At 73.8% G+C, this 24,205-nt stretch carries 31 protein-coding genes; 17 read left to right on the forward strand and 14 right to left on the reverse strand.

Going from position 1 to position 24,205, the window contains the following annotated elements; all coding sequences use genetic code 11:
* Positions 1-118 precede the first annotated feature (118 nt).
* Positions 119-619, forward strand: a complete 501-nt coding sequence (locus tag ACFUK0_RS26460) for a hypothetical protein (protein WP_380254417.1) — start codon at positions 119-121, stop codon at positions 617-619.
* Between the two features lie 40 nt (positions 620-659).
* Here the strand turns inward: ACFUK0_RS26460 and ACFUK0_RS26465 are convergent, their stop codons facing one another.
* The 4 genes from ACFUK0_RS26465 to ACFUK0_RS26480 all read right to left on the reverse strand — a co-directional run bounded on the left by ACFUK0_RS26465 (position 660) and on the right by ACFUK0_RS26480 (position 4,818).
* Positions 660-1,472, reverse strand: coding sequence for a family 1 encapsulin nanocompartment shell protein (locus ACFUK0_RS26465; RefSeq protein ID WP_380254419.1), 813 nt, complete (start codon positions 1,470-1,472; stop codon positions 660-662).
* Positions 1,469-2,581, reverse strand: a complete 1,113-nt coding sequence (locus ACFUK0_RS26470) for a Dyp-type peroxidase (protein WP_380254421.1) — start codon at positions 2,579-2,581, stop codon at positions 1,469-1,471. Before ACFUK0_RS26470 ends, ACFUK0_RS26465 begins: the two co-directional genes overlap by 4 nt.
* 319 nt (positions 2,582-2,900) lie before the next feature.
* A complete protein-coding gene (locus ACFUK0_RS26475; protein WP_380254423.1) occupies positions 2,901-3,524 on the reverse strand; it encodes an FMN reductase in 624 nt (207 codons plus the stop codon).
* A 172-nt stretch (positions 3,525-3,696) separates the two neighbouring features.
* Positions 3,697-4,818 (reverse strand): LLM class flavin-dependent oxidoreductase, encoded by a 1,122-nt coding sequence (locus tag ACFUK0_RS26480; protein WP_380254425.1) that lies wholly within the window; start codon positions 4,816-4,818, stop codon positions 3,697-3,699.
* Positions 4,819-4,952: 134 nt separating this feature from the next.
* Between ACFUK0_RS26480 and ACFUK0_RS26485 the strand changes: the two genes are divergently transcribed.
* The 3 genes from ACFUK0_RS26485 to ACFUK0_RS26495 all read left to right on the forward strand — a co-directional run bounded on the left by ACFUK0_RS26485 (position 4,953) and on the right by ACFUK0_RS26495 (position 7,076).
* Positions 4,953-5,714, forward strand: coding sequence for a PP2C family protein-serine/threonine phosphatase (locus ACFUK0_RS26485; protein ID WP_380254427.1), 762 nt, complete (start codon positions 4,953-4,955; stop codon positions 5,712-5,714).
* Positions 5,715-5,844: 130 nt separating this feature from the next.
* On the forward strand, positions 5,845-6,441 hold the full coding sequence (locus ACFUK0_RS26490; RefSeq protein ID WP_380254429.1) for a TIGR03086 family metal-binding protein: 597 nt from the start codon (positions 5,845-5,847) through the stop codon (positions 6,439-6,441).
* Positions 6,442-6,551: 110 nt separating this feature from the next.
* The gene (locus ACFUK0_RS26495; RefSeq protein ID WP_380254431.1) at positions 6,552-7,076 is read left to right on the forward strand and encodes a hemerythrin domain-containing protein; all 525 of its coding nucleotides are present in this window, start codon (positions 6,552-6,554) and stop codon (positions 7,074-7,076) included.
* Here ACFUK0_RS26495 and ACFUK0_RS26500 read toward each other — a convergent pair.
* Complete coding sequence (locus tag ACFUK0_RS26500) at positions 7,006-7,860, reverse strand: VOC family protein (protein WP_380254433.1); 855 nt, start codon at positions 7,858-7,860, stop codon at positions 7,006-7,008. The two genes, ACFUK0_RS26495 and ACFUK0_RS26500, sit on opposite strands and share 71 nt — an antisense overlap.
* Before the next feature lie 230 nt (positions 7,861-8,090).
* On the opposite strand from ACFUK0_RS26500, the gene ACFUK0_RS26505 reads away from it, so the two are divergent.
* The 7 genes from ACFUK0_RS26505 (at position 8,091) to ACFUK0_RS26535 (ending at position 14,283) form a co-directional block, all read left to right on the forward strand.
* Positions 8,091-8,750 (forward strand): hypothetical protein, encoded by a 660-nt coding sequence (locus ACFUK0_RS26505; protein ID WP_380254435.1) that lies wholly within the window; start codon positions 8,091-8,093, stop codon positions 8,748-8,750.
* A 77-nt stretch (positions 8,751-8,827) separates the two neighbouring features.
* On the forward strand, positions 8,828-9,382 hold the full coding sequence (locus tag ACFUK0_RS26510) for an OsmC family protein (protein ID WP_380254437.1): 555 nt from the start codon (positions 8,828-8,830) through the stop codon (positions 9,380-9,382).
* Positions 9,383-9,562: 180 nt separating this feature from the next.
* A complete protein-coding gene (locus tag ACFUK0_RS26515) occupies positions 9,563-10,252 on the forward strand; it encodes a TetR/AcrR family transcriptional regulator (protein WP_380254439.1) in 690 nt (229 codons plus the stop codon).
* 126 nt (positions 10,253-10,378) lie between these two features.
* Positions 10,379-11,884 (forward strand): MFS transporter, encoded by a 1,506-nt coding sequence (locus ACFUK0_RS26520; protein ID WP_380254441.1) that lies wholly within the window; start codon positions 10,379-10,381, stop codon positions 11,882-11,884.
* Between the two features lie 46 nt (positions 11,885-11,930).
* Positions 11,931-12,842 (forward strand): glutaminase, encoded by a 912-nt coding sequence (locus ACFUK0_RS26525; protein WP_380254443.1) that lies wholly within the window; start codon positions 11,931-11,933, stop codon positions 12,840-12,842.
* A 115-nt stretch (positions 12,843-12,957) separates the two neighbouring features.
* A complete protein-coding gene (locus ACFUK0_RS26530; protein WP_380254445.1) occupies positions 12,958-13,755 on the forward strand; it encodes a hypothetical protein in 798 nt (265 codons plus the stop codon).
* Between the two features lie 60 nt (positions 13,756-13,815).
* The gene (locus ACFUK0_RS26535) at positions 13,816-14,283 is read left to right on the forward strand and encodes a DUF4240 domain-containing protein (protein WP_380254447.1); all 468 of its coding nucleotides are present in this window, start codon (positions 13,816-13,818) and stop codon (positions 14,281-14,283) included.
* Between the two features lie 13 nt (positions 14,284-14,296).
* On the opposite strand, the gene ACFUK0_RS26540 is transcribed toward ACFUK0_RS26535, so the two are convergent.
* Complete coding sequence (locus tag ACFUK0_RS26540) at positions 14,297-14,485, reverse strand: hypothetical protein (RefSeq protein WP_380254449.1); 189 nt, start codon at positions 14,483-14,485, stop codon at positions 14,297-14,299.
* A 75-nt stretch (positions 14,486-14,560) separates the two neighbouring features.
* The gene (locus ACFUK0_RS26545; protein WP_380254451.1) at positions 14,561-14,830 is read right to left on the reverse strand and encodes a DUF1876 domain-containing protein; all 270 of its coding nucleotides are present in this window, start codon (positions 14,828-14,830) and stop codon (positions 14,561-14,563) included.
* A gap of 227 nt (positions 14,831-15,057) precedes the next feature.
* On the opposite strand from ACFUK0_RS26545, the gene ACFUK0_RS26550 reads away from it, so the two are divergent.
* The gene (locus tag ACFUK0_RS26550; RefSeq protein ID WP_380254453.1) at positions 15,058-15,879 is read left to right on the forward strand and encodes a YndJ family protein; all 822 of its coding nucleotides are present in this window, start codon (positions 15,058-15,060) and stop codon (positions 15,877-15,879) included.
* On the forward strand, positions 15,876-16,442 hold the full coding sequence (locus ACFUK0_RS26555) for a DUF1990 family protein (RefSeq protein WP_380254455.1): 567 nt from the start codon (positions 15,876-15,878) through the stop codon (positions 16,440-16,442). Before ACFUK0_RS26550 ends, ACFUK0_RS26555 begins: the two co-directional genes overlap by 4 nt.
* Positions 16,443-16,528: 86 nt before the next feature.
* Here the strand turns inward: ACFUK0_RS26555 and ACFUK0_RS26560 are convergent, their stop codons facing one another.
* On the reverse strand, positions 16,529-16,957 hold the full coding sequence (locus ACFUK0_RS26560) for a protein phosphatase (protein WP_380254457.1): 429 nt from the start codon (positions 16,955-16,957) through the stop codon (positions 16,529-16,531).
* A gap of 23 nt (positions 16,958-16,980) precedes the next feature.
* Complete coding sequence (locus tag ACFUK0_RS26565) at positions 16,981-17,463, reverse strand: hypothetical protein (protein WP_380254459.1); 483 nt, start codon at positions 17,461-17,463, stop codon at positions 16,981-16,983.
* A gap of 64 nt (positions 17,464-17,527) precedes the next feature.
* Here ACFUK0_RS26565 and ACFUK0_RS26570 point away from each other — a divergent pair, with 64 nt between their 5' ends.
* The gene (locus ACFUK0_RS26570) at positions 17,528-18,082 is read left to right on the forward strand and encodes an ATP-binding protein (RefSeq protein WP_380254461.1); all 555 of its coding nucleotides are present in this window, start codon (positions 17,528-17,530) and stop codon (positions 18,080-18,082) included.
* A gap of 32 nt (positions 18,083-18,114) precedes the next feature.
* Here the strand turns inward: ACFUK0_RS26570 and ACFUK0_RS26575 are convergent, their stop codons facing one another.
* From ACFUK0_RS26575 to ACFUK0_RS26590, 4 genes are all read right to left on the reverse strand, one after another.
* Positions 18,115-18,573, reverse strand: a complete 459-nt coding sequence (locus tag ACFUK0_RS26575; protein WP_380254463.1) for a PPOX class F420-dependent oxidoreductase — start codon at positions 18,571-18,573, stop codon at positions 18,115-18,117.
* Between the two features lie 57 nt (positions 18,574-18,630).
* Positions 18,631-19,332 carry an anti-sigma factor family protein gene (locus ACFUK0_RS26580; RefSeq protein WP_380254465.1) on the reverse strand — a complete coding sequence of 234 codons (702 nt, stop codon included), beginning with the start codon at positions 19,330-19,332 and terminating at the stop codon, positions 18,631-18,633.
* A complete protein-coding gene (locus tag ACFUK0_RS26585; protein ID WP_380254466.1) occupies positions 19,329-19,913 on the reverse strand; it encodes a sigma-70 family RNA polymerase sigma factor in 585 nt (194 codons plus the stop codon). Before ACFUK0_RS26585 ends, ACFUK0_RS26580 begins: the two co-directional genes overlap by 4 nt.
* A 163-nt stretch (positions 19,914-20,076) precedes the next feature.
* Positions 20,077-20,640 (reverse strand): hypothetical protein, encoded by a 564-nt coding sequence (locus tag ACFUK0_RS26590; protein ID WP_380254467.1) that lies wholly within the window; start codon positions 20,638-20,640, stop codon positions 20,077-20,079.
* Positions 20,641-21,037: 397 nt separating this feature from the next.
* Between ACFUK0_RS26590 and ACFUK0_RS26595 the strand changes: the two genes are divergently transcribed.
* Complete coding sequence (locus tag ACFUK0_RS26595) at positions 21,038-21,415, forward strand: thioredoxin family protein (protein ID WP_380254468.1); 378 nt, start codon at positions 21,038-21,040, stop codon at positions 21,413-21,415.
* 56 nt (positions 21,416-21,471) lie between these two features.
* On the opposite strand, the gene ACFUK0_RS26600 is transcribed toward ACFUK0_RS26595, so the two are convergent.
* Positions 21,472-22,023: a GNAT family N-acetyltransferase gene (locus ACFUK0_RS26600; protein ID WP_380254469.1), complete on the reverse strand. Its 552-nt coding sequence runs from the start codon at positions 22,021-22,023 to the stop codon at positions 21,472-21,474.
* Between the two features lie 213 nt (positions 22,024-22,236).
* Between ACFUK0_RS26600 and ACFUK0_RS26605 the strand changes: the two genes are divergently transcribed.
* Positions 22,237-22,707 (forward strand): OsmC family protein, encoded by a 471-nt coding sequence (locus ACFUK0_RS26605; protein ID WP_380254470.1) that lies wholly within the window; start codon positions 22,237-22,239, stop codon positions 22,705-22,707.
* The gene (locus ACFUK0_RS26610) at positions 22,704-24,146 is read left to right on the forward strand and encodes a dihydrolipoyl dehydrogenase family protein (protein ID WP_380254471.1); all 1,443 of its coding nucleotides are present in this window, start codon (positions 22,704-22,706) and stop codon (positions 24,144-24,146) included. Before ACFUK0_RS26605 ends, ACFUK0_RS26610 begins: the two co-directional genes overlap by 4 nt.
* Positions 24,147-24,205: the final 59 nt, after the last annotated feature.

A 24,205-nucleotide genomic window follows, 5' to 3' on the forward strand; every position in this document is an offset into this window, starting at 1 on the left:
GCCCGGGGGTTCGCCCCCGGGCCGGCCGCCTGCGTGCCGGCGCCGGCCGGCCGCGCACTACGCTGGCCGCCGCAGGCCGTCCCGATGGCATCCCGGTGCCGCCCCGAAGGAGGAGTCGATGGTGCTGGACATGAGGTTCGCGGGCGGCGCCGGGCTCAGGCTCGGCGAACCGCTGGACGGGCCGTCGGTCGCGCTGCTGCCGGGGCTGGGCGTGCACCGCCTGACGGTCCACGTCCGGGTGGAGACGGTGCGGGCGGAGACCGGGTGCAACCACGTCCTGTTGGGCGGCGAGGCGTGGGCCGAGCACCTGGGCGGCGGCCCGCACTGGATCGGGCTGTTCACGCCCGTCGTCGTCCCGCTCGGCGGCCCCGGGTCGGTGGCCCCGGCCGCACTGTCGATGGCCGTCACCAACGACCAGGTGCTCGCTCTCGAACGCGCCCGGGGCGGCCGCGGGCTGCCCCTCCTGCTGGACCTGAACGGCACGCTCCCGCAGAGCGGCGGGGCGCCCTGCTCCGAGGGGCAGGACACCCGCCGGATCGCCGCCGACGACTGGGACTCGCAGGTCCGCGCCCTGACGGCCCGGCTCGCCGTACCGGACCCGGGCGCGGCCCGGCACTGACCCGGGCGTCCGGAGCCCGGCGTGCCTCGGGCGGCGTACCTCAGGCCGGCGTACCGGTCCGGTTGAGCGCCACCACGGCCTCCCCGGTGTACATCAGGAAGGTCAGCGACTCCTGCAGGTACAGCCGCACGCTCTCGTCGTCGTGCGAGTGGTAGCCGATCGCCAGGTCGAGGCCGAGGTGCAGTTCGTAGTCGCCGCCCCGGGTGGAGAGCAGCAGGGCGCCCTCGATGGCGGGCGCCCAGATGATCTCGCCGTCGAGCAGCCGGGCCAGGTGGTTGTGCACGGGGTAGCCGTGGTCCGAGGTCTCGTTGACGGCGGTGTAGGCCGCGGCGCCGAGCAGCAGCGAGTACGGGCCGTTGACGCCGGCCAGGCGCAGCGAGGTGAGGGCCCGGCTGACGGCGTTCGGGTAGTCGCGGACGTCCTCGGGCAGGGTCAGCGGCGGGTTGGTCGAGCTCTCCCGGATGCCGGCGATGGCGCCGGCCCGGTAGCCGTCGAAGACCACCCGGTCCTCGGCCCGGGCCATCGTCAGGGCGGCGTCCTTGACGGGCTGCCAGTCGGAGTCCTTGGCGCCGCGCTCGACGTCGTCCACCGCCCGCCGGTCCACGGTGAACGGCACTCGCAGCTCGACGACGGGCTGGGAGCGCCGGGCGTGCGCGGTGACGCCCTCCACCGGCGGGGCGAGGTCGTCGAGGTGTCCGATGCCGACGGCCGAGAGCGTCTCGCCCTCGGGGCCGTGCAGGTCGACCACGCGCCGCCCTGCCACGTGCAGCTTGAAGGTGCGCCTGGTCTCCTCCTCGATCTCGGCCCAGGCGGCGGCGGAGATGGGGGCGAGTTCGCGGTGCAGATTGCTCATCGGGAGATGCTCCTTTTCAGGCTGCCGATGCCGAGCGAGCCGTCGGCCCGCCCCGGCGTGGTGCCCACGGGCTCCGCGTCGGCGGTGCGTACCGGCGGCGCGGCCCGGCCCGGGGGTTCGGGCAGGTCGGCGAGGAAGTCGGCGGTGGGGGTGAAGAAGAGCGATCCGGTGACGGCCGTGGAGAAGTCGAGGATGCGGTCGTAGGTGCCCGGCGGATTGCCGACGAACATGTTCCGCAGCATCTGCTCGGTCACCTCCGGCGTCCGGGAGTAGGCGATGAAGTAGGTGCCGAACTCCCCCTGGCCGACCGTCCCCCAGGGCATGTTGTCGCGCAGGATCTGCAGTTGGGAGCCGTCGGCGGCGGTGACGGTGTTGAGGGCCACGTGCGAGTTCGCGGGCTTGGTGTCGTCGTCCAGCTCGATGTTCGCCGACTTGGTGCGGCCGATCACCCGCTCCTGCTCCTCCACCGGCAGGGCGTTCCAGGCCGCCATGTCGTGGACGTACTTCTGCACGATGACGTAGCTGCCGCCGGCGAAGTCCCCGTCCTCGGCGCCGATGGTGACGGCTTCCTCGGCGGCCCGCCCGACCGGGTTCTCGGTGCCGTCGACGAAGCCCATCAGGTCCCGCTCGTCGAAGTACTTGAAGCCGTGCACCTCGTCGACGACCACGCCCGCCCCGGCGAGCCGGCCGACGATCTGGACGGCCAGCTCGAAGCAGAGGTCCATCCGGCCCGCGCGGATGTGGAACAGCAGGTCGCCCGGCGTCGACACGGCGTGGTGCCGGTCCCCGGCCAGCGCCCGGAAGGGGTGCAGACCGGCCGGGCGCGGGCCGCCGAACATCCGGTCCCACAGCCCCGAACCGATGCTGGTGACACAGGTCAGCGCACCGGTCGGGACCCGCGAGCCGACCGAGCGCCGCAGTCCGGCCAGGTCCGGCAGCAGCTCCCGGACGACGGGTTCGCCGCCCGGCGCGACCGTCACCACCAGGAACACCGCCGCACTCGTGAGCGGACTCAGGACGGCCTGCGGATCGGCGGGTGGCCGGGTGGCGGGCCGGGCAGCGGGCTGGGCGGAGGTGGCCTGGGGCGCTGGGCCCGCTGGCTGCGTCATGGCGGCTGGTCCCTGGGGGTCGGTGGACGGCCGCCGGTCACGGTGGCCCTCCGCCGAGTATCCGAGCACGCCGCTGCCCCGGCCACCGCTGCTGCGGTGCCGGGGCGGGCGGGCGGACCGGCCCCCACGGGCCGGCCCTGCCGGGCGGGGGGTCGGGTGCCGGGGTCAGGTGGCGGCCCGGCGGGGCTGACGGTGGTGATCCGGTCCGGCGGGTGCCGGTGAGCCGACCGGGTGACTCGCGAGCCGGGTCACCGGCGGGGCGGCGCGTTCTGTTGGACGGCGCGGCCGGCGGGCGGTCGGCGGGGCGGCGCGCTGCCGGTCAGGCGTGCAGCGCCGCGAGCTGCTGCGCGAACGGGACGACCGCGTCGTCCTGCCGCGCCCGGGCCGGGCGACGCGCCACCAGGTCGGCCAGTTCGCCCGCGGCGCGGTCGATCCGGGCCGGCAGCCCGTCCGTGTGCGTGTCCCCGGCCGTGCCCCAGTCGTCCGTCGCCGCGTAGACGGCGGTCGGCACGACGATCGCCCGCAGGTAGGCGAACAGCGGCCGGACGGCGTGCTCCAGCGCGAGCGAGTGCCGCCCGGTGCCGCCGGTCGCCGCGATCAGCACCGGCTTACCGGTCAGCGCGTCGTTGTCGATCACGTCGAAGAACGACTTGAACAGCCCGCTGTACGAGGCGGTGAAGATCGGCGTCACCGCGATCACGCCGTCCGCCTCCGTCACCGCCTCGATCGCGTCCCGCAGGGCAGCGCCGGGGAACCCGGTGGTGAAGTGGTGGGCGATGTCGGTGGCCAGGTCCCGCAGCTCGATCACCCGGATCTCGGCCCGATGGGCCCCGCCCTCGTCCAGGCTCCGGACGGCCGCCGCGGCCAGCCGGTCGGCCAGCAGTCGCGTCGACGAGGGCTTGCTGAGACCGGCCGACACGACCACGAGCTTGAGGACATCCATGGCTGCATTCCTCCTTTGTTGAGGTTGCCGAGGCATGAGGTTGCGGAAGGTTGAGGTTGCCAAGGCTTGAGATTGCCAAGGCTTGAGGCGGCCGAAGGTTGAGGTGGCCGAGGCTTGAGGCAGCCAAGGCTTGAGGCGGCCGAAGGTTGAGGTAGCCGAAGCCGGCGGTGGGTCAGAGCGCCGCAGCCGCGTCGACCCCGGCCGCGTCCACCCCGCCGGCGGCGTCCCGGCGCGCGACCAGTGCCGCGTGGGTCGGGCCTTCCGGCGCTTCGGCGGCCCGCCCGTTGGCGAACTCCTTGCGCAGCACCGGGATCACGTGCTCGCCGAGCAGGTCGAGCTGCTCCAGCACCGTCTTCAGCGGCAGGCCCGCGTGGTCCATCAGGAACAGCTGGCGCTGGTAGTCACCGAAGCTCTCCCGGAAGGCCAGCGTCTTCTCGACGACCTCCTGCGGGCTGCCGACCGTCAGCGGCGTCTGCTCGGTGAACTCCTCCAGCGACGGACCGTGCCCGTAGACCGGCGCCTTGTCGAAGTACGGGCGGAACTCGCGCACCGCGTCCTGCGAGTTGGCCCGCATGAACACCTGCCCGCCGAGCCCGACGACGGCCTGCTCCGCGGTGCCGTGGCCGTAGTGCGCGTAGCGCTCGCGGTAGAGGTTGATCAGCTTCTTGAAGTGCTCCTTGGGCCAGAAGATGTTGTTCGCGAAGAAGCCGTCCCCGTAGTACGCGGCCTGCTCGGCGATCTCGGGGCTGCGGATCGAGCCGTGCCAGACGAACGGCGGCACGCCGTCCAGCGGGCGCGGGGTGGAGGTGAAGGACTGCAGCGGCGTCCGGAACCGGCCTTCGAAGTCGACCACGTCCTCGCGCCACAGTTTGTGCAGCAGCGCGTAGTTCTCGATCGCCAGCGGTATGCCCTGGCGGATGTCCTTGCCGAACCACGGGTAGACCGGCCCGGTGTTGCCGCGGCCCATCATCAGGTCGACCCGGCCGTCCGCGAGGTGCTGCAGCATGGCGAAGTCCTCGGCGATCTTCACCGGGTCGTTGGTGGTGATCAGCGTCGTGGACGTGGAGAGGATGATCTTCTCGGTCTGCGCCGCGATGTAGCCGAGCATCGTCGTCGGCGAGGACGGCACGAACGGCGGGTTGTGGTGCTCGCCCGTCGCGAAGACGTCCAGGCCCACCTCCTCGGCCTTCAGCGCGATGGCGACCATCGCCTTGATCCGCTCGTGCTCGGTCGGCGTCCGGCCGGTGGTGGGGTCGGGCGTGACGTCACCGACGGTGAAGATTCCGAACTGCATGCTGCTCACCACTCCCAGGTCATTTAACTTTCAACCACCCTAGCACCAGGGAGCGCCGCCGTATTCCCCCACCCTGCGCGGGCCCCGGCGCCACAATGGAGGGACGGACGGACCGACCCGGGAGGGCGGCGGCGATGCCCTACGTCACAGTGAGTGCGCTGAGCCATGAAGGCCTGGTCAGAGGCCACAACGAGGACAGTCTGACGGTCGGCCCGTGGACGCTCTGCGCCACCGTGACCGGGAATCCGCAGACCCTGCTGTTCCCGCTCGGCCCGGCACCGTGCGTGGTGGCGGTGGCGGACGGGCTGGGCGGGCATCCGGGCGGGGAGGTGGCCAGCGCCCTGGTGGCGCGGCGGCTGGCGGCGGCGGGCCCGGACCTCGACGGCGAGCAGGCCGTCCGCGAGGCACTGCACACCTGCAACCGGGCCGTGTACGAGGCGGCCGAGGGTGATCCGGAGCTGGCCGCGATGGGGACGACGGTGGCCGGCGTGGTGCTGCTCACGGAGTCCGTCGTCACCTTCAACGTGGGCGACAGCCGGGTGTACGCGCTCGCGCCGGACGGGCTGCGGCGGCTGAGCGTGGACGACAGCCCCCCGCTCGCACCGGGGCGGCGCACGACGTCCGTGGTCACCCAGACGCTCGGCGGCTCGCTGGGCCTGCGCGTGGTCGAACCGCACGTGCGGACGGCTCCGCTCGCCGTCGGTGACCGCTTCCTGGTGTGCAGCGACGGTCTCACCGACCCCGTCCCGGACGAGGAGTTGCAGGCCGTGCTGGCCGAGCCGCACGACCCGTCCGAACGGGCCGACGGCCGGGCCGCCTTCGAGTTGTGGAAGGCCGCGATCGAAGCCGGCGGGCCGGACAACATCACCCTCGCACTGGTCCGGGTCGGCGGGTAGGCACCGGTCCGCCCCGGGCGTCGCACCCGCTGTCGCACCCCACCACGCGGTGGGAGCCGCCCGCCGCGCGGCCCCCGGCACCGCGGCACTCCGGCGCGCCGCGGCCGACGATCCGGGGCAGGCTGGAGGCATGTCCGAGCGACGTGAGACGCAAGTGCTGAGCCTCTACCCGCAGGCCCTGGACGCCTTCGGCCACCTGGTGCGCCGGGTGGCCCCGCACCAGTGGGCCGCGCCGACACCGTGCACGGAGTGGGCGGTACGGGACGTGGTGAACCACCTCACCGCCGAACAGCTCTGGGTGCCCGAACTCCTGATGGGCTCGACCGTCGCGGAGGTCGGCGGCCGGTTCGACGGGGACGTGCTGGACGAGGACCCGGGCGGCGCCTGGCAGGCGGCGGCCGACGCGGCCAAGGAGGCCTTCCTCGTCCCCGGCGCCGAGGACGTCACCGTCCACCTCTCGTACGGCGACGTGCCTGCGCTCGCCTACTGCGACCAGATGACCGTCGACGCGGTCGTGCACACCTGGGACCTCGCGCGCGGCATCAGCGCCGACCCCGGCCTGTCCCCCGAACTGGTGGACTTCGCGCTGGCCGAGGTGAGCGGGTACGGCGAGGGGCTGGCCGCGAGCGGGCTGTTCGCACCGCCCGTGGAGGTGCCCGCCGACGCGAGTGCGCTGACCCGGCTGCTCGGGCTCACCGGCCGCCGCGCGCAGGCACCGGGAGCGTGAGCGCCCGGGGCGGCCCCGCCCGGGGAGGCGGCCGACGCCGGATACTGGAAGCAGGCCGGGCCGCCGGCACGTAAGAGGCCGTGAAGAGGCGAACCGAAACGAGGCCACCCATGAGTCACAGGGCAGACATCGTGGGCGAGCTCAGCGCGGACCACCGGGCGGTGGCGGAGCTGCTCGCGCAGGTCGGCACGGCCCGCACGAGCGGCTCCGACACCCTGACGGGGCTGCTGGACCAGCTCTCCGACCTGCTGCTGAGCCACTGCACCGAGGAGGAGGACATCCTCTTCCCCGCCGTCCACGAGCAGGTTCCGGACGGCGGCGCGCTGGTCTTCACCAGCCTCGCCGACCACCTGGCGATCGGGCAGTACGTCACGGACCTGCAGGGTCTCGCACCGGCCGACCCGGCCTTCGGGCCTCTCGTCGACGGCCTGACCGCCGCCGTCCGCACCCATCTGGCCGAAGAGGACGAGCGGCTGTTCCCCGCCGTCCGGGAGGCGCTGGCGCCCGCCCTGCTCGGCGCACTCGGCGAGCGGCTGCGGGAGGCTCGGCAGGCGTCGGCCGCCGCTACGCCCGCGGCGCCCGAGACCCCTGAGGCTCCCGCGACTCCCGAGGCTCCTGAAGCTCCGGCGGGCTGATCACCGAGAACCGGCCGCCCTCCGGGTCCCGCAGGCGGGCCACCCTGCCGTACGGGGTGTCGAAGACCGGCCCGATCACCGAGCCGCCGAGGCGCTCGGCCCGGCCGGCAGCCGTGTCGGTGTCCGGGACGCTGAACGAGACCTCCCAGTGCGGCGGGGTGCCGGCCGGGCCGAGCGCCTTCTCCGCCCGCAGCGCGGCCACACTGCGGCCCTCCACCAGCAGCACCACCCGCTCGTGCTCCCAGCTGACCTCGAAGTGGGCCGGGTCGCGGTCGTCCCAGCGGAACACCTCGCCGTAGAACATGGCCGCGGCGAACGGGTCGGGCGTGCGCAGCTCGGTCCAGACCGGGAAGCCGGGCAGGGTCGGGGTCGGGGTCGGGGTCGGACCGGGCGGTCCGGGCTCGCCCTCCCAGATGCCGAACACCGCTCCGGCCGGATCGGCCGCGAAGGCGACCCGGCCCGCGTCGATGGACAGCGGACCCACCGCCAGCGTGCCGCCGCGCTCACGCACCGCGTCGGCGGCGGTGTCGGCGCTCTCGGTGCCGAAGTAGTTCGTCCAGGCCACCGGCATCGCCCAGTCCCCGCCGCCCACGCCCAGACCGGCGACGGCCTCGCCGCCGACGACGGCGTGCAGGTACGGGCCGAAGCGGTCCGGCGCGGACTCGAACTCCCAGCCGAGCAGTTCTCCGTAGAAGGCCTGTGCCGCATCGAGGTCGCGTGCCATCAGGCTGACCCAGCACGGCGCGGCCGCCACGCATCGCACCCTGGCGGTTCGGCTGCCCATTTTCGCGGTACCTCCTCGACCCCGGCGCCGGGCACCGCCCGGCACGGGCGGCCACCCGGCCACCCGCCGACCTCAGCCTAGGGTCACCGGGCGCCACAGCACGGCGCGGCACGCACGCCGCGCCGCGCCGGGGCGCCCGCCAGGGCCGCGCGCGCCCCGCCGGGAGGCCTCTTGACAGGCCGAGGAGAATCGGCCCGAAAGCGGCTCTCCACACGGCAGACGGGCGGCTCATGGCAACGCGACGGTACTGGTTCGCCCTGGCGGTGTTCGGGGGCATGCTGCTCCTCTCCCTGCCGCTGTACGTGAGGCCCGGGTCCGCCTGCGACGGCGGCGCCGCCTGCGGCGTCGGGATCTCCTCCCCCGGCGGGCTGCTCACCGTCCAGGAACTGGCCCGCCCCGGGCTGCTCCAGGTGTACGTGCTGCTCGCCACGCTGGTGGGCGGCGCCCTGCTGGTCCGGCGCTACCGGCGGGCCGGCAAGCTCGGCCGGCTCGTCCCGGCCCTGGTCGTGGCGGTGGCGTTCACCGCGGCGACGGCCTGGCTGACGTTCACCCACTGGCACGGCTTCCGCACCCCGTCCGCCGTGCTGGAGACGGCCCAGCTGATCCTCTTCAACGGGGCGACGCCGGTGCTGCTGATCGCGGTGACCGTCCTCGCCCTCGCCGCCGGGGAGCGCAGCCTGCCGCTGCTCGCCTTCGGGGTGCTGTTCGCCGCGCTGGCCTACGTGGCGGCGACGTACGACTCCTTCTACCTGCTCGGCCGGATCGGGCTGCCGCTGGACACGCTGCGCGATCCGAAGGGGATCCGGCAGATGCTGAACATCGCGGCGCCGACCGCCGCACTGCTGCTGGCGGCCGCCGCCGCCCGGCGGGCCCGGCACTCCCGCAAGTAGCGGCGGCGCCTCAACTTCACTGCTCGGCCACCTGGTTGTGTGATCATCAAGCCGCCGGGCCGCGTACGCTGGCCGCCATGACGATCACACCCGCACCCCGCCGGCCGGGCCTCGCCGAGCACCTGCGCGACAAGGGCGCCGCCATGCGCGCGGCAGCCGGACGGCGGCCCGCGAGCGAGGACTGGGACGAGGAGATCGGCGCGGTGTGCGTGGCCGACGACGCCACCGGCGTCCGCAAGGTGCAGGTCGGCGAGTGGTCCCTGCTCGGGGACGGCGGCCCGGACATCGGCGGGTACGGCCTGGGCCCGTCCTCGCCCGAGCTGCTCTGCGCGGTGATCAGCACCTGCCTGACCCACACCATCCTGTGCATCGCGGCCCTTGACGGCCTGGAGCTGGACCGGGTACAGGTTTCGGTCACCGCACGCAACAACGACGCCCGTTTCTTCGGCGTCCCGACCGACGCGCCCGCGGTGCCGCACGACCTCACCGCCACCGTCGACCTGCGCGGATCCCTGACCCGGGAGGCCGCCGAGGCACTGCTGGCCACGGCGGACGGGCGCTGCCCGATGCTGCAGATGGTCCGCTCGCAGCACACCGTGGCGGTTCTTCCGACCCCCATTCCGGAAATGTGACCCAGGTCACACCGGATGGCGAAATTTCTGGGGACAGAATCCCCGTTTGACCCTCTGGACGGCGAAACCGGGGAACTTCTCCCCGGAATCCCGAAGCCCGAAGCCTGAACCCTCAAGCTTGAACCCCAAGTCTGAACCCCAGGCCTGAACCCCAAGTCTGAACCCGAAAGGAGCACCGCCGTGACCAGCACCGCCACCGAAGCGCCCCGCGCGCCGAAACTGCGCGCGGACGCCACGCGCAACCGGGAGCGGATCATCGCGGCGGCCCTGGAGGCCTTCGTCGACCTCGGGGCCGATGCCCCGCTGGACGAGATCGCCCGGCGGGCCGGGGTCGGCAACGCGACCCTGTACCGTAACTTCCCGGACCGCGCGGCACTGTTCCGCGCGGTGGTGCTCCAGGTGAAGAACCGTATCCTCACCCGGGCCGAGGCCGCGCTGACCAGCGGGTCGAGCCCGTTCGAGGCCCTGGAGGGCTTCATCCACGCAGCCGCCGACGAGAAGCTCGGCGCGCTGTGCCCGATGGTCTCCGGACGCTTCGACCCCTTCGACCCCGAGCTGGTGGAAGCCCGCTCGCGGCTGGAGGACGCGGTCGGCCGGCTGATGGACCGCGCACGCGAGTCCGGCGCCCTGCGCCCGGACATCGGGGTGGGGGACGTCTTCGTCGCCATCAGCCAGCTCACCCGGCCGCTGCCCGGCACGGCCTGCAACAACTTCGCCGACTTCGTCCACCGCCACCTGCAGCTGCTGCTGGACGGCATGCGGGCTCCCGCAGCCTCCGTCCTGCCCGGCCGGGCGATCACCTTCGAGGACTTCCAGCACCGACCAGCGACCACGACGACCGGCTGCCCCACCGCCCCACCATCCGCCTGACCGCCGGACCGACCCATGCGGCCCGGCAGCGCAGCGCGCGCCGGATCCACCACCTGACGAAGCACCGGTCTTCGTACCCACACTGCCCTTAGTTCGCAAGCACCGCACCGCAAAGTGAGTACCTCCATGCCCGAAACAGCCCTGCAGCCCGATCCCCGGCGCTGGAAAGCGCTGATCTTCATCGGCCTCGCCCAGCTGATGGTCGTCCTCGACGCGACGATCGTGAACATCGCCCTGCCCTCCGCCCAGCGCGACCTCGGGATCACCGACGGCAACCGCCAGTGGGTCATCACCGCGTACGCCCTCGCGTTCGGCGGTCTGCTCCTCTTCGGCGGCCGGATAGCCGACCTGTGGGGCCGCAAGCGCACCTTCGTGGTCGGGCTCGCCGGCTTCGCCCTCGCCTCCGCACTCGGCGGCGCCGCCGCCAACACCGCCATGCTGCTGGGCGCCCGCGCCCTGCAGGGCGTGTTCGGCGCCCTGCTCGCACCGGCCGCGCTGTCGCTGCTCGCGGTGATGTTCACCGAGGCCAAGGAGCGCGCCAAGGCGTTCGGCATCTACGGCGCCATCGCCGGCGGTGGCGGTGCCATCGGCCTGATCCTCGGCGGCCTGCTCACCGAGTACCTCAACTGGCGCTGGACGTTCTTCGTCAACATCCCGTTCGCCATCGTCGCCGCCTTCGGCGCCGTCATGGTGATCCGCGAGCCCGCCCAGGGCCGCAACACCAACCGCCTGGACATCCCCGGCGTGCTGCTGGTCACCACCGGCCTGGTCTCCCTCGTCTACGCGTTCACCCGCGCCGAGTCGGACGGCTGGTCGTCCCCGGTCACCATCGGCCTGTTCGTCGCGGCCGCCGTCCTGCTCGCCGCATTCGTCGTGGTCGAGCGCGTCGTCAAGGCGCCGCTGCTGCCGCTGCGCGTCATCCTGGACCGCAACCGCGGCGGTGTGTACCTGTCGCTGGGCCTCGCCGTGATCGGCATGTTCGGCCTGTTCCTCTTCCTCACGTACTACCTGCAGATCGTGCTCGGCTACAGCCCCGTGCTGACCGGCGTGGCCTTCCTCCCGATGGTCGCGGGCATGATCACCGGCTCCACCCAGATCGGCGCCCGCCTGATGACCCGGGTCGCCCCGCGCTACCTGATGGCGCCCGGCTTCCTGGTCGCCTCGATCGGCATGCTGATCCTCAGCCAGATCAAGACGGACAGCTCCTACCCGGCGCTGATCCTGCCCGGTCTGATCCTGATGGGCCTCGGCATGGGCACCGCGTTCATGCCGGCGATGAGCCTCGCCACGCACGGCGTCCAGCCGCGCGACGCCGGTGTCGCCTCCGCCATGGTCAACACCTCCCAGCAGGTCGGCGGCGCGATCGGCACCGCTCTGCTGAACACCATCGCGGCCAGCGCCACCACCGCGTACTTCGCCTCGCACGCGGCCGGCGCGGCCTCGCAGCAGGCCCTGCAGATGCAGTCGATGGTGCACGGCTTCTCGACCGCGATCTGGTGGTCGTTCGGCATCCTGGTGGCGGCCGCCGCGATCGCCTTCGCCCTGATCAACACCGGCCACCAGGGCGGCGGCCCGGTCGGCGCCGGCGCCAAGGACGAGGACGCGAACCACATCCCGGTGATGGCGCACTGACCCCCGTGCACGGGGCGGGCCCGCCCGCTCCGTGCACAATGGCCTGGTGGATCTTCAGGACCAGTTGAACCAGGCCATGGAAGCGGCCCGTCCGGTGCTCGGCACCGGGCGGGTCGCCGACTACATCCCGGCCCTCGCGGCCGCCGACCCGGGCGCCTTCGGCATGGCGCTCGCCACCGTCGACGGCGAGGTGCACGGGGTCGGGGACTGGGAGCAGCCGTTCTCGATCCAGAGCATCTCCAAGCTCTTCACCCTCGCGCTCGCGCTGGCCGTCGGCGGCGACGAGCTCTGGCAGCGGGTGGGCCGTGAACCGTCCGGCAGCCCGTTCAACTCGCTCGTCCAGCTGGAGAGCGAGCACGGCATCCCGCGCAACCCGTTCATCAACGCGGGCGCCGTCGTCGTCACCGACCGCCTGCACACCCTGACCGGCGACGCCCGCGCCGCCGTCCGCGACTTCCTGCGCGCCGAATCCGGCAATGCGCTGCTCGACAGCGACTCCGTGGTGGCCGCCTCCGAGGCCCAGCACGGCCACCGCAACGCCGCCCTGGCCCACTTCATCGCGAGCTACGGCAATCTGGACAACCCGGTCGAGACGGTGCTGCAGCACTACTACGACCACTGCGCCCTCACCGCGAGCTGCCGCGACCTGGCGCTGGCCGGCCTCTTCCTCGCCCGGCACGGCCTGCGCGCCGACGGCTCCCGGCTGCTGAGCCGCAGCGAGGCCAAGCGGATCAACGCCGTCTTGCTGACCTGCGGCACGTACGACGCGGCCGGGCAGTTCGCGTACCGGGTCGGGCTGCCCGGGAAGAGCGGAGTGGGCGGCGGGGTGCTCGCCGTCGTGCCCGGCCGGGGCACCCTGTGCGCCTGGGGCCCCGCCCTGGACGCCGCCGGGAACTCCGTCGCCGCGGTGGCCGCCCTCGACGCCTTCACCACCGCCACCGGCTGGTCGGTGTTCTGACCGGGCCGCCGCCCCGGGCGGGAGTTCCCCCGTAACGCTGCGCCGCCCGGGCGCTTCTGCCACCATCGAGGTGATGATGCGTCAGAAAAGTTCGGATGACGGCAGAGGAGCGGACATGCGGTGGTCCTCCCGGCGGCGCGCGGGCACGGCGACGGCCGGGGTCCTGCTGCTGGCGCTGGCCGGCTGCTCGGGCGACAGGCCCGGCACGGCGTCGGCCGACGGCGGCGCCGGCGCGACGGCCACCACGGTGACGGCCCCCTCGCCGACACCCAGTCCGACGCCCACCCTCACGGCGACTCCCACGCCCACGCCGGTGGCGGACTGCATCGACACCTCGGCCTACGACCAGAAGCAGCTGCACGACTACCTCAAGTCACTGCCGAACGAGAACGGCGCGAGCCACCCCGGCCTGTACACCGCGTACGACGGCGTGTACTTCGAGCCCGCCTTCGACCACCGCTCCTGCCGGACGCTCTACGCCAGCGTCACCCAGTTCTGGGTGGTGCTGGACGGAACCAGCGACGGCAAGCCCGCACCGGGGGCCTCCTGGACGCCCACCTGGCGGCCCGCGCCCGTCATCCCGACCTTCCGGGGCGGCGGCGACCCCAGCGCGGCACCGGACGACTCGACCTCGCTGTACACCTACACGACCATCGGCACCACGGCGCTGACCCTCACGACCGGTGCCGGATTCATCCCCGGCACCAGGCCGCCCGCCCCGGAGTACTGCAAGGGCACCCTCACGGTGGTCCACCTCGGCGAGCCGATCAAGGACGCGGAGCTCCCGGACACCCTCACCTTCAAGTCGCGCGGCGGCGTCGACATCGACCACGGCGCCTCCCAGGTGACCGTGAACGCGGACCGGGTCATCGACGCGACCCTGGTGGCCCCCTCCAGCTCGACCGGCTGCTGAGCCCGCGGGCACCGACACACCCGTCCGGCAGCTGTCACACCCGTCCGGCAGGATGACGGCGTGACGACCTGGGACGACTTCTGGACGCTGATCGACCTGCTGGGCGATCGGCGCGAGTGCACCTTCGCCGAACCGCTCGCCGAGGCCCTGGCCGGCCTGCCGCCCGCCGCGATCATCGGCTTCGAGGAGCGCCTGGCACAGGCCCTGTACCGGCTGGACCGCCGCGAGTTCGGGACGCTGCCGGTGATCGACATGTGCGAACCCGGGAAGGCCCCGTTCCCGCAGTCGAACGACGGCTTCCTGTACTCCCGCTGCGCCGTGGTGGCCGCCGGGCGCGGCACGTACGAGGCGGTGCTCGCGGGCCGCGCGCCGTTCGCACCCCACACCGCCACCACCCTGCACGGCGAGGATCTGCTCTACATCGCCGAGGAGGCCTACGAGAAGGCCACCGGCGAGGAGTGGGATCACGTCAACGAGTTCGACTACGAGTCCTGCTCCAACCCCGAGGGCTGGCCCGAGCGCCGGTAGCCGCCGCGCGGTCTCAGATCGGGTCGGCCCGGCGGGCGGCTCCCGGCGGGCCGTCGCGCTGCTCGCCCGGGGGTTCGTCCGGCGGGTTGCAGGCCTCGCGGCCGGTGTCCGCGTGCACGATCCGGGCCGGCCGCTCGGGGCCGCCGGGGACCACCCGCTGCGGTCGGCCGCAGCGGGGACAGATCAGGGGGATGCGTGCCATGGCCGGCCTCCCGGGTGGGCTCCCGCCCGGCCGCGCCCGGGCTGGGCACGACACGGGGGCGGATCGGTGAACGGCTCACATGAGCGGCTGCGCCTGCCGACCGCCGACGTCCTGGATCTCGTTGTGGGCCTTGGTCAGCAGCTGGGAGGCGAGGTCGTTGAGTGCTCTGGCCGCCGCGATCTCCTCACCGACCCGTAGTTGGTCCGGGTCGGACGGGTGCCGGCTGCTGAAGCCGTGGGCGCGGATCTCGGTGCCGTCGCGCAGCCGCAGGAGCGCGGCCGCAGCCGTTCTCGGGCCCTCCTCGCGGAACTCCATCTCGATGTGCCAACCGACGAGTGTCTGCATGGCGGATCACCTCCAGCGGGTTGCGGCAGGTACCTCTTCCAGGGTGCGCCGGGTGCTCGTCGAATACCAGGGGTGGCCCGGCGGTACCGGCCCCCAGCAGACTTGAACGTGTTCAAATTCTGTCGTAAGGTCGACTCCGGGAAGAATTTGAACACGTTCAAGCAAGGTCGTGACAGCATGCGCCCCAGCGCCCCCGGCCACCCGGGCCCGAACGGCGGGCTCCGGCCGTGACCACCCTGGTGAACCTCATCGTCATGCTCGGCATGGCCGTCGTGATCCCCGTCGGCCTCACCCTGATCGACGGCTCCGGCCTCGCCGCCACCCGTCGCTACTGGCTGCTCGCCGCCGTCCCCGGAGCCGTCGCACTCTGGCTGCCACGCGGCGGTCCCGCCACCGGACTCGCCGCCCCCTACGCGTTCGCCACCCTCCTGCTCGCCGCCCAGGCACCGCTCCGGCTCGCCCGTACCCGCTCCCTGGCGCCCCGCGAGGTGGCCGTCCTCACCGCGCTCGCCACACCCTCCGTCGCCGGGCTCGCCCTGCTCGCCGAACGCTCCGGCCACCGGCTGCTCGGCTTCGACCTGGGCATCCTGGCGCTGACCGTCCCGCACTTCCACTTCGCCGGCTTCACCGCCGCCCTGGTCGCCGGCCTGGTCTGCCGGGCCGCCCCCGGAAACCCCGCCGCCCGGTACGCCGCACTCAGCGTGCCGCTCGGCACCCTGCTCGTCCTCGCCGGCTACTTCGTCGACGACTGGGCCGAACTCGTCGGCGCCCTCGTCCTCACCGCCGGCATGTGGCTGACCGGCCTGATCACCTGGCGCGACCTGCGCACCCGCGCCGTCGAACGCACCACCGCCACCCTGCTCGGCGCTTCCGCCGCCGTCCTCGCCGTCACCATGCTGCTCGCCCTCTGGTGGGCACTCGGCGAAGCCTCCGGCCTTCCCCACCCCACCCTCACCTGGATGGCCGCCACCCACGGCCTCGGCAACGCCCTCGGCTTCGCCCTCTGCTCACTGCTGGCCTGGCACCGGCTCAAGGAGACCCACCCGTGAACACCCTCAGCTACCCGGACCGGCTCGCCAGCACCCCGTTGTCCCACGGTTCCGGCCCAGCCCCACTGCCCGCCGGCTACCAGCACCTGCGCCACCGGGTGCTCATCGGCCACGGCCGCGACACGCTGCGGGTCGCCGGCGCCGCCGTCACCGGCTGGCAGATGCACCGCGCGGCCGGCCTCCAGGTCCGCGCCGGCACCGACCGGGCCACCCCCGGCACCCCCGTCGAATGCGCGATCGGCATCGGACGCCTACGGGTCGGCGCCTCCTGCGAGGTCGTCTGGGCCGCCGACGAACCCGACCTCATCGGCTTCGCCTACGGCACCCGGACCGGCCACATCGCCAGCGGTGAGGAGACCTTCCTGGTCGAGATGGACGCCGACAAGGCCGTCTGGTTCAGCGTCACCGCCTTCAGCCGCCCCGACCGCTGGTTCACCCGCGCCGCCGGGCCGCTCCTCCCCCTCGGCCAGCGGTTCTTCGCCCGCCGCTGCGGCCAGGTCCTCACCCGGATCGTCGCGGCGCAGCAGGCCGCCCCGGCACCGGCGCCGGCACCCTCCCGGTAGCCGGCAGGGCCCCGCATGCGCCCTGGGGCGCGTCTTCGGACTCCCGTTCGTTCGCCCGCCGGCAGACGGGAGTCCGAAGGCGCGCCCTAGCGGAAGCGGGCCACGAAGCGGCGCTGCCAGGGGGTCTCCACGGCGTGCGCCGCGTAGTGCCGCCGGACGTAGGCGACCGCGTCGGCGGCGGGGACCCCGTCCAGGACGGCGAGGCAGGCCAGCGCTGTGCCCGTACGGCCGCGGCCGCCGGCGCAGGCGATCTCGACGCGTTCCGTCCCGGCCCTGGTCCAGGCCTCGCGCAGGGCCCGTGCGGCAGCGGTGCGGTCGGTGGGCAGCCAGAAGTCCGGCCAGCGGAGCCAGCGGGACTCCCAGGCGACGGGCGGTGGAGGGTGGCCCAGCAGGTACAGGGCGAAGTCGGGCGCCGGCCCGGCGGGCAACGGGCGGCTGAGGCCACGACCGCGGACGACCCGGCCCGACGGCAGTATCAGCGCGCCGTGCGCGGCGGGATCCCAGGCAGTGGCCACGCGACGAGGGTAGCCCGTACCGTTCAGTCGCAGGGTTCTGGGCGCCACGACTCCCGGTCGCCGTCCGCGATCTGCCCGAGCAGCCAACCCGTCGCCGTCACCAGACCGCGGGCGGCGGCGAGCGGGGTGAGGTAGCTGTCCGTCAGGTCGGCCACGAGGTGGCCCGCACAGTCGTCCCCTCGGTCGCAGGGGACTTCGATCTCGGCCGACACCTGCCAGGGCGGCCCCCAGCGGAGGTCCCACCCGCACCGGCGGGGGAAGCCCAGCCAGGCGATGACCGTCGCGTCGGCCGCCTCGGCGAAGGCGGTGACGCCGGCCGAGACGATGCCGTCCACCTGGTCGAAGCAGAAGCCGCCGTCGGGCCGGCCGGTGGGCCCGCGCAGGAGGGCGGTCACCGCGCGGAACTGCTCGTCGGCCTCCAGGAGGGCGGCCCGGACGGCGCCCTCGTCGGCCAACTCCGGGAAAGCCCACCGCAGATCGCCCGCTGCCAGCGGAATGCTCACCATGCCGCCGAGTATGCCCGGCCCGCCCCCGGACCGGACTCTGAACAGTCGTACGAAGGAGAAACCTGTGCAGCGCTACATCCTCACCGGCACGCCGGGCGCCGGAAAGACTTCGGTCATCCGGGAGTTGGCGGCACTCGGCCACCGTGTGGTCGAGGAGGCGGCCACCGACGTCATCGCGCGGGAGCAGGCGCGGGGCGAGCGCGAGCCGTGGACGGCGCCCTCCTTCGTCGACTCCGTCGTGGCCCTGCAACGCGAGCGGCAGACGGCGCCCGTCGCCGACGGCACACGCGTGCAGTTCTACGACCGGTCGCCGATCTGCACGCATGCGCTGAGCCGCTACCTGGGCCTGCCCGTCACACCGGCGCTCGCCGCCGAGACCGACCGGATCACCCGCGAGGAGGTCTACCGGCGCCAGGTGTTCTTCGTCCGGAACCTGGGGTTCTGCGAGCCGACCGCCGCCCGCCGGATCAGCTTCCAGGAGTCACTGGTGTTCGAGCGGATCCACCAGGAGGCCTACCTGGCCTTCGGCTACGAGCTCGTCCCCGTCCCGGCCCGGACACCCGCCGACCGGGCGGCGCTGATCACGGCGGCGGTCGCACGGCTGACGGCCGGCGGCTGACAGCCCGCCCGGTCACTCAGCCGTTCAGCCGTTCAGCCGCTGACGTCGAGCGCCGTGCCGTACAGCCGGGTCACCTTCAGCCGGACGACCACCCGGCGCTCGGCCACCAGCTGGGCGAGGAAGGCCTCTTCGTCCTCCGACTTCGCGAACGCGGGGAGCAGCGCGAGCAGTTCCCGCCCGGTCGCGTCGCCCGGCACCGTGGTGACCTCGGAGACCTCGGCCTCGCCCTCGGCGACCGCGAACGACCAGACGTCGCCGCCCGGCACGTGCAGGGCCGCCCGCGGGTCGCGGCGGAGCTGCTTCACCTTGATCCGGTCGGCGGTGGTGGAGAACCGGACGATCCGGGCCTCCGGGTCCCACGCGTAGAGCATGGTGGTGAGGTGGGGGTGACCGCTGCTTTTGTTGGTGGCCAGGGTGCCGAACTGCTGGGTGCTCAGCAGGTCGGAGAGGGCCTGGTCGGAGAGGGTGCGGGGGGCTGGTCCTTTGCTCATGCCGCAGCCAACTCCCCTGTACCTCCGGGTATTCCATCCCCCCGGGGGGCGGGCTGGTCAGGCTGACACGGGGACGGTGACCAGGAGCTGCCTGCCGTCCAGGGTCCGCACCTCGAAGTGGTCGATGTCCTTGGGCTGGAGCCCCGCACCGCCGGTGGTGCGCAGGGCGTCGGGGGCGTCCGAGGTGCCGTAGCCGATCGGCGGGACGCTCCAGGTGGTGACGGTCTGCTGTTCGCCGGTGTGCGAGACGGCGATCAGGTAGCAGCTCAACGGGCCTTTCACGTTCGAGAGTTGGAGGCTGATCTGGCTGCCCCAGTTCCTGCCCTCGATACCGACGGTGGCCCGGGCGCCGGTGCCGGCATCGGTCGCGGTGAACTGCTGGGCGACCGTTTGAACCTGGTGCCCGGTGTCCGCGGTGACGACGGCGGTGACCGCCGGCCCGCCGATGACCAGGGCGGCGGCGGCCGCGACCAGCACCAGGCGCCGGCGGCGGGTTCGGCGGCGGCCCGCGCTGACCTCACCGACCAGGCGGCCGAGCAGCGCGTCGTCCGGGCGGGGCGTGGAGCCGGAGCCGGAACCGGAGCCGCCGGCCGCCAGGTGGTCGGCCAGGATCGGTTCCAGCACGCCGAGTTCGGCCACCTGCTCGGCGCACTGCGGGCAGCCGGCGAGGTGCTCCTCGAAGGCGGCGGCGTCCGCCGGGTCGAGTACGCCGAGGACGTACGCGCCGACGTCCACGTGGTCTTCCGGTGGCGACGTCACGATGTCACTCCTCGTTCCTCGAGCGCGAGCTTCAGCGAGCGCAGCGCGTAGAAGATCCGGGACCGCACGGTACCCGCGGGGATGCCGAGTTCGGCGGCCGCCTCGCCGGCCGTGCGGCCCTTCAGGTAGGTCTCGACGATGACCGCGCGGTGGGCCTCGGTGAGGTCGCCGAGTGCGTCGGAGATGGCCATGAGCCTCAGGGCCTTGTCGAGTTCGTCCTCGGCGGGCAGGAGTTCCAGCGGCGAGGCGTCCACCTCGTGCGGCCGGGACCGGCTGCTGCGGTGGTTGTCGATCACGATCCGGCGGGCGACGGTCACCAGCCAGGGCCGCAGCGAACCCGCCGAGGCGTCCAGCCGGTGGATGTTGCGCCAGGCCCGGACGAGCGTCTCCTGCACGACGTCCTCGGCCCGCTGGCGGTCGCCCGCGACCAGGTGCAGCACGAAGCCGAACAGCGGCCCGGCGTGCTCCTGGTAGAGGGCCCGCATCAGCTCCTCGTCCGGCCCCGGGCCGTGCGGTGGCCCGCCGCCGGCGTCCGCGCCCTGCCGGGAGTACTGCTCGGTCACAGCGCTATCCTCGCGCACCCGTCACCTCCGGGTCGAGTTCCCGTCCGGTCGCTCGACGATCCTCGACGATCTCTGCGGGCGGTCAGGGCCGGCCGGACAGTGCCCGTCGGTCCTGACCCTGGTCTCCTACCGGTCCGGTTGGCCGGTGCGGTAGGCCGTCCGGTGGGCCGGTCCGGCCGGGTCAGTAGCCGTAGCCGCCCGTCCCGGGGCTGGTCGTCGCGGGTGCGGCGGCGGCTCTGGCCCCGGCCGGAGTGATCACGAACCAGACCCCGCCGACACCCTGGCCCCTGGTGTCGCCGGGCTTGGTGTCGGGGGTGTAGCGGTAGAGCGGCCAGCCGTTCAGGGTCAGCTGCTTGCTGCCGTCGGCGCGGGTCACGGCACCGACGAGCTTGCTGTCGATGCCCTTGACGGAGGCCTGGCCGTCCGCGGCGGCGGGCGGCCAGAGCTTGGCGCAGGCGTCGTTGCAGTTGGACGCCGACGGCTGGGCGGTGTCCTTGTCGAAGCGGTACAGGGTGTGGCCGGCACTGTCGGTGACGATCGCGCCGAGCGCGGGGTCGGTGCCGGCCTGCAGGGTGGCCGCGCCGCCGCCCTGGCCGGCGGGCGCGGTGGCAGCGGGCGGGGTACCGCTCGCGCTGCCGGATCCGGCACCGGATCCGCCCGGGCCGCCGGACCCGCAGGCCGCCACGAGGGCGAGCGAGGCGATGCCGGAGGCCGCCAGCAGAGCGGTACGGCTGGAGATGGTCATGGCTGTTCCCCACGGGACGGGCCGGACGAGCCGGACGGGCCGACGGGACATGCCGGGCCGGGCGAAACGTGCCGGACGGGCCGGACGGTGCCACCGGGCTGTTCCCGGCGGCCGGGGGCGCCTCCCCCGGCGCCCGCACCCTCCAGTACGGACGGGAGCGGCGGACTGCTCAATCCCGCCGAGAATCCGTCGGGAGTCCGTCGAAAATCCGCCGGGAGTCCGTCGGGAATCGGCCGGGGACCCGCCGGGGACTCTCCCGGCCGGGCCGGGCCGGGCACGCGGGTTACGGACGGGGAGCTGCGGGCGGCGGCCCAGGAGGTGTGGAATAGCTCGTGCGGCGGTCGGGTTGACGCCAGCGGATGACGTAGGAGCCCGCCCGAAGGGAAGGAACTCGCACATGAGCACGGTCGAGCTGACCAAGGAGAACTTCGACGAGGTCGTCCCAGGCCCGGACGGCAAGGACTTCGTCTTCATCGACTTCTGGGCCGGCTGGTGCGGCCCCTGCCGGCAGTTCGCGCCGGTGTACGAGAAGGCGGCCGACCGCCACCCGGACTTGGTCTTCGCCAAGGTCGACACCGAGGCCCAGCAGGAGCTGGCGGCCGCGTTCGGCATCCAGTCCATCCCGACGCTGGCGATCATCCGCGAGGGCGTGCTGGTGTTCTCGCAGGCGGGTGCGCTGCCGGAGGCGGTCTTCGAGGACTTGATCGGCAAGGCCCGCGATCTGGACATGACCGAGGTGAAGCGCAAGGTGGCCGAGTCGGCCGGCACGGTCTGACCCGGCCGTCCGAACCGGAGAAGGGGCCCGTGCTGCCACGGGCCCCTTCGGGCTGTTCAGGCGCGGGGCAGGACGAACTCGAAGTCCGTCGGCGCACCGCCGTCGGAGGCGGCGAAGGACGCCCCGGTGGGGCGGAACCCGGCCCGGCGGTACATCGCCTCGGCCCGGGAGTTGTCCTGGTGGACGAAGAGCCGCACGCGCTCGATGTGCGGGTCGGGCAGCTTCCAGGACCACTCCAGGGCGGCCTGGAACAGCTCGTGCGCGAGGCCGGTGCCCCGTGCCTCGGGCCGTACGAAGACGCCGACGAGATGCGTCTGCGACTGCTCGGGGACGTCACCGAACAGGCCCTGGACGCCGGCCGGCTCGACCAGCACGGTGACGCTCCCGAGCCAGCGCCCGTCGGGCTGCTCGGCGACGAACTGCCGGACGGAGCGGCCCTCGGCGGCGCCCGCGGTGCGCTCCTGCCACTGCTCGTCCGGCCTGGCGAGGCCCTGCTCGTACGTCTCCAGGAAGGCCAGGTGGGCGACCGGGTCCTGGAGCGCGGTCAGCCGCAGCTCCCTGGCGGTGCGCCAGTCCTCTTTCCGCACGGGCCTTATGGTGTAGGTCATCCGGCGATCCTCGCATCCGCCCTGGTGGTGGCCGCAACGGGGTTTTCCGGTGGTCGGGCCCGGGCGGCGGGACCGGTGGGCGGCCCGGGGTCACAACCGGGCGGGCCGGTCCGCGTGTTCACCCGCGCGGGCCGGGGCACACGCCGGAGGATGAGCACGGGGCCGCGCAGCCGGGCGGCCCCGATTCGAACCGAGAGTGAGGGCAGCCGCCCCATGAGCCTGAGCCAGAGTCAGAGCGGGACCTCGACCGGGGAAGCGGTCCCGGTGCCGCCCGCCTTCCGCAAGGTGACCACCGCCGTGGTGACGGGCAGCGCGACCGACGCGCCGTACCGGGTGGACGTCCGGTCCGGGACGCACCTGCTCGGCTCGGACGAGCCCGTCCGGCGGGGCGGCGCGGACGCCGGGCCGGAGCCGTTCGCGCTGCTGCTCTCCGCGCTCGGCTCGTGCACCGCGATCACACTGCGGATGTACGCCGAACGCAAGGGCTGGCCGCTCTCCGACGTCCGGGTGCGGCTCGGCTACGAGACCGACGGGAACAGCGGCCGGATCTCCCGCCGGGTGACCCTCGGCGGCGGCCTCGACGACGGGCAGCGCGCCCGGCTGCTGGACATCTGCGAGCGCACCCCCGTCACCCTGGCGCTGCGGGCGGGCGTCGCGATCGAGACCACGGAGGACCGGGCATGAGCGACCGGGAGACCCAGGAGTACGACGTGATCGTGCTCGGCGCCGGGCCCACCGGCGAGAACCTGGCCGACCGGACGACGGCGGCCGGCCTGCGGACGGTCGTGGTGGAGAGCGAACTGGTCGGCGGCGAGTGCTCGTACTGGGCGTGCATGCCCAGCAAGGCGCTGCTGCGGCCGGTCGCGGCACTGGCCGGGGCGCGGGCGGTGGCCGGCTCCCGGGAGGCGGTGCGCGGCGGGCTGGACGCGGCGGCGGTGCTGGCCCGGCGGGATTCGTTCACCTCGCACTGGCAGGACGACGGCCAGGTGGAGTGGCTGCGCGGCGCGGGCATCGAGCTGGTCCGGGGCCACGGCCGGCTGAGCGGGGAGCGGACGGTCACGGTGACCGCACCGGACGGCGGCGAGCTCGTGCTGCGGGCCCGGCACGCGGTGGCCGTCTGCACCGGGACCAGGGCGCTGCTGCCGGGCGGCGTGCCCGGCCTCGACGCGGCCCGGCCGTGGACCAGCCGGGAGGCGACCGCCGCGAAGGAGGTGCCCGGGCGGCTGGTGGTGGTCGGCGGCGGCGTGGTCGGCGTGGAGATGGCCACCGCCTGGCGGGCGCTGGGCGCCGAGGTGGTGCTGCTGGTGCGCGGCGGCGGCCTGCTGCCGAGGATGGAGCCGTTCGCGGGCGAGCTGGTCGCGGACGGGCTGCGCGAGGCCGGGGTGGACGTCCGGACGGGCGCGTCGGTCGCCTCGCTGGAGCGCCCGGCGGCGGACGGGCCGGTCACCGTGGTGCTGGAGGACGGCGAGCGGCTGACCGCCGACGAGGTGCTGTACGCCACCGGCCGCGCCCCGCGCACCGAGGATCTGGGGCTGGAGACGGTGGGCCTGGAGCCGGGCGGCTGGCTGGAGACCGACGACGGCTGCGTGGTCCGGGGGGTCGCGGGCGGCTGGCTGTACGCGGCGGGCGACGTCAACCACCGGGCGCTGCTCACCCACCAGGGCAAGTACCAGGCCAGGATCGCCGGCAACGCGATCGGCGCGCTGGCGAAGGGGCAGCCGCTGGACACCGCCCGCTGGGGTGCGCACGTGGCGTCCGCCGACACGGCCGGTGCGCCGCAGGTGGTGTTCACCGAGCCGGAGGCGGCGGCCGTCGGCCTGAGCCTGGCCGAGGCGCAGCGGGCGGGCCTGCGGGTCAAGGCCGTGGACCACGACCTCGGTCAGGTCGCCGGGGCCTCGCTGTACGCGGACGGCTACCGGGGCCGGGCCCGGGTAGTGTTCGACCTGGACCGGGGGCTGCTGGTGGGCGCCACCTTCGTCGGCCCGGGGGTGGCGGAGCTGCTGCACTCGGCGACGGTCGCGGTGGTCGGCGAGGTGCCGATCGACCGGCTGTGGCACGCCGTGCCCTCCTATCCGACGATGAGCGAGGTGTGGCTGCGGCTGCTGGAGGACTGCCGGGGCTGAGCACGCCCCGGAGCCGGTGCCCGCCCGGCGCGGCGAGATGTGCGGCCGGGCGGGCGGCG

The organism is Kitasatospora sp. NPDC057223 (genome assembly GCF_042669755.1).
In the GTDB taxonomy this organism is placed as follows: Bacteria; Actinomycetota; Actinomycetes; order Streptomycetales; family Streptomycetaceae; genus Kitasatospora.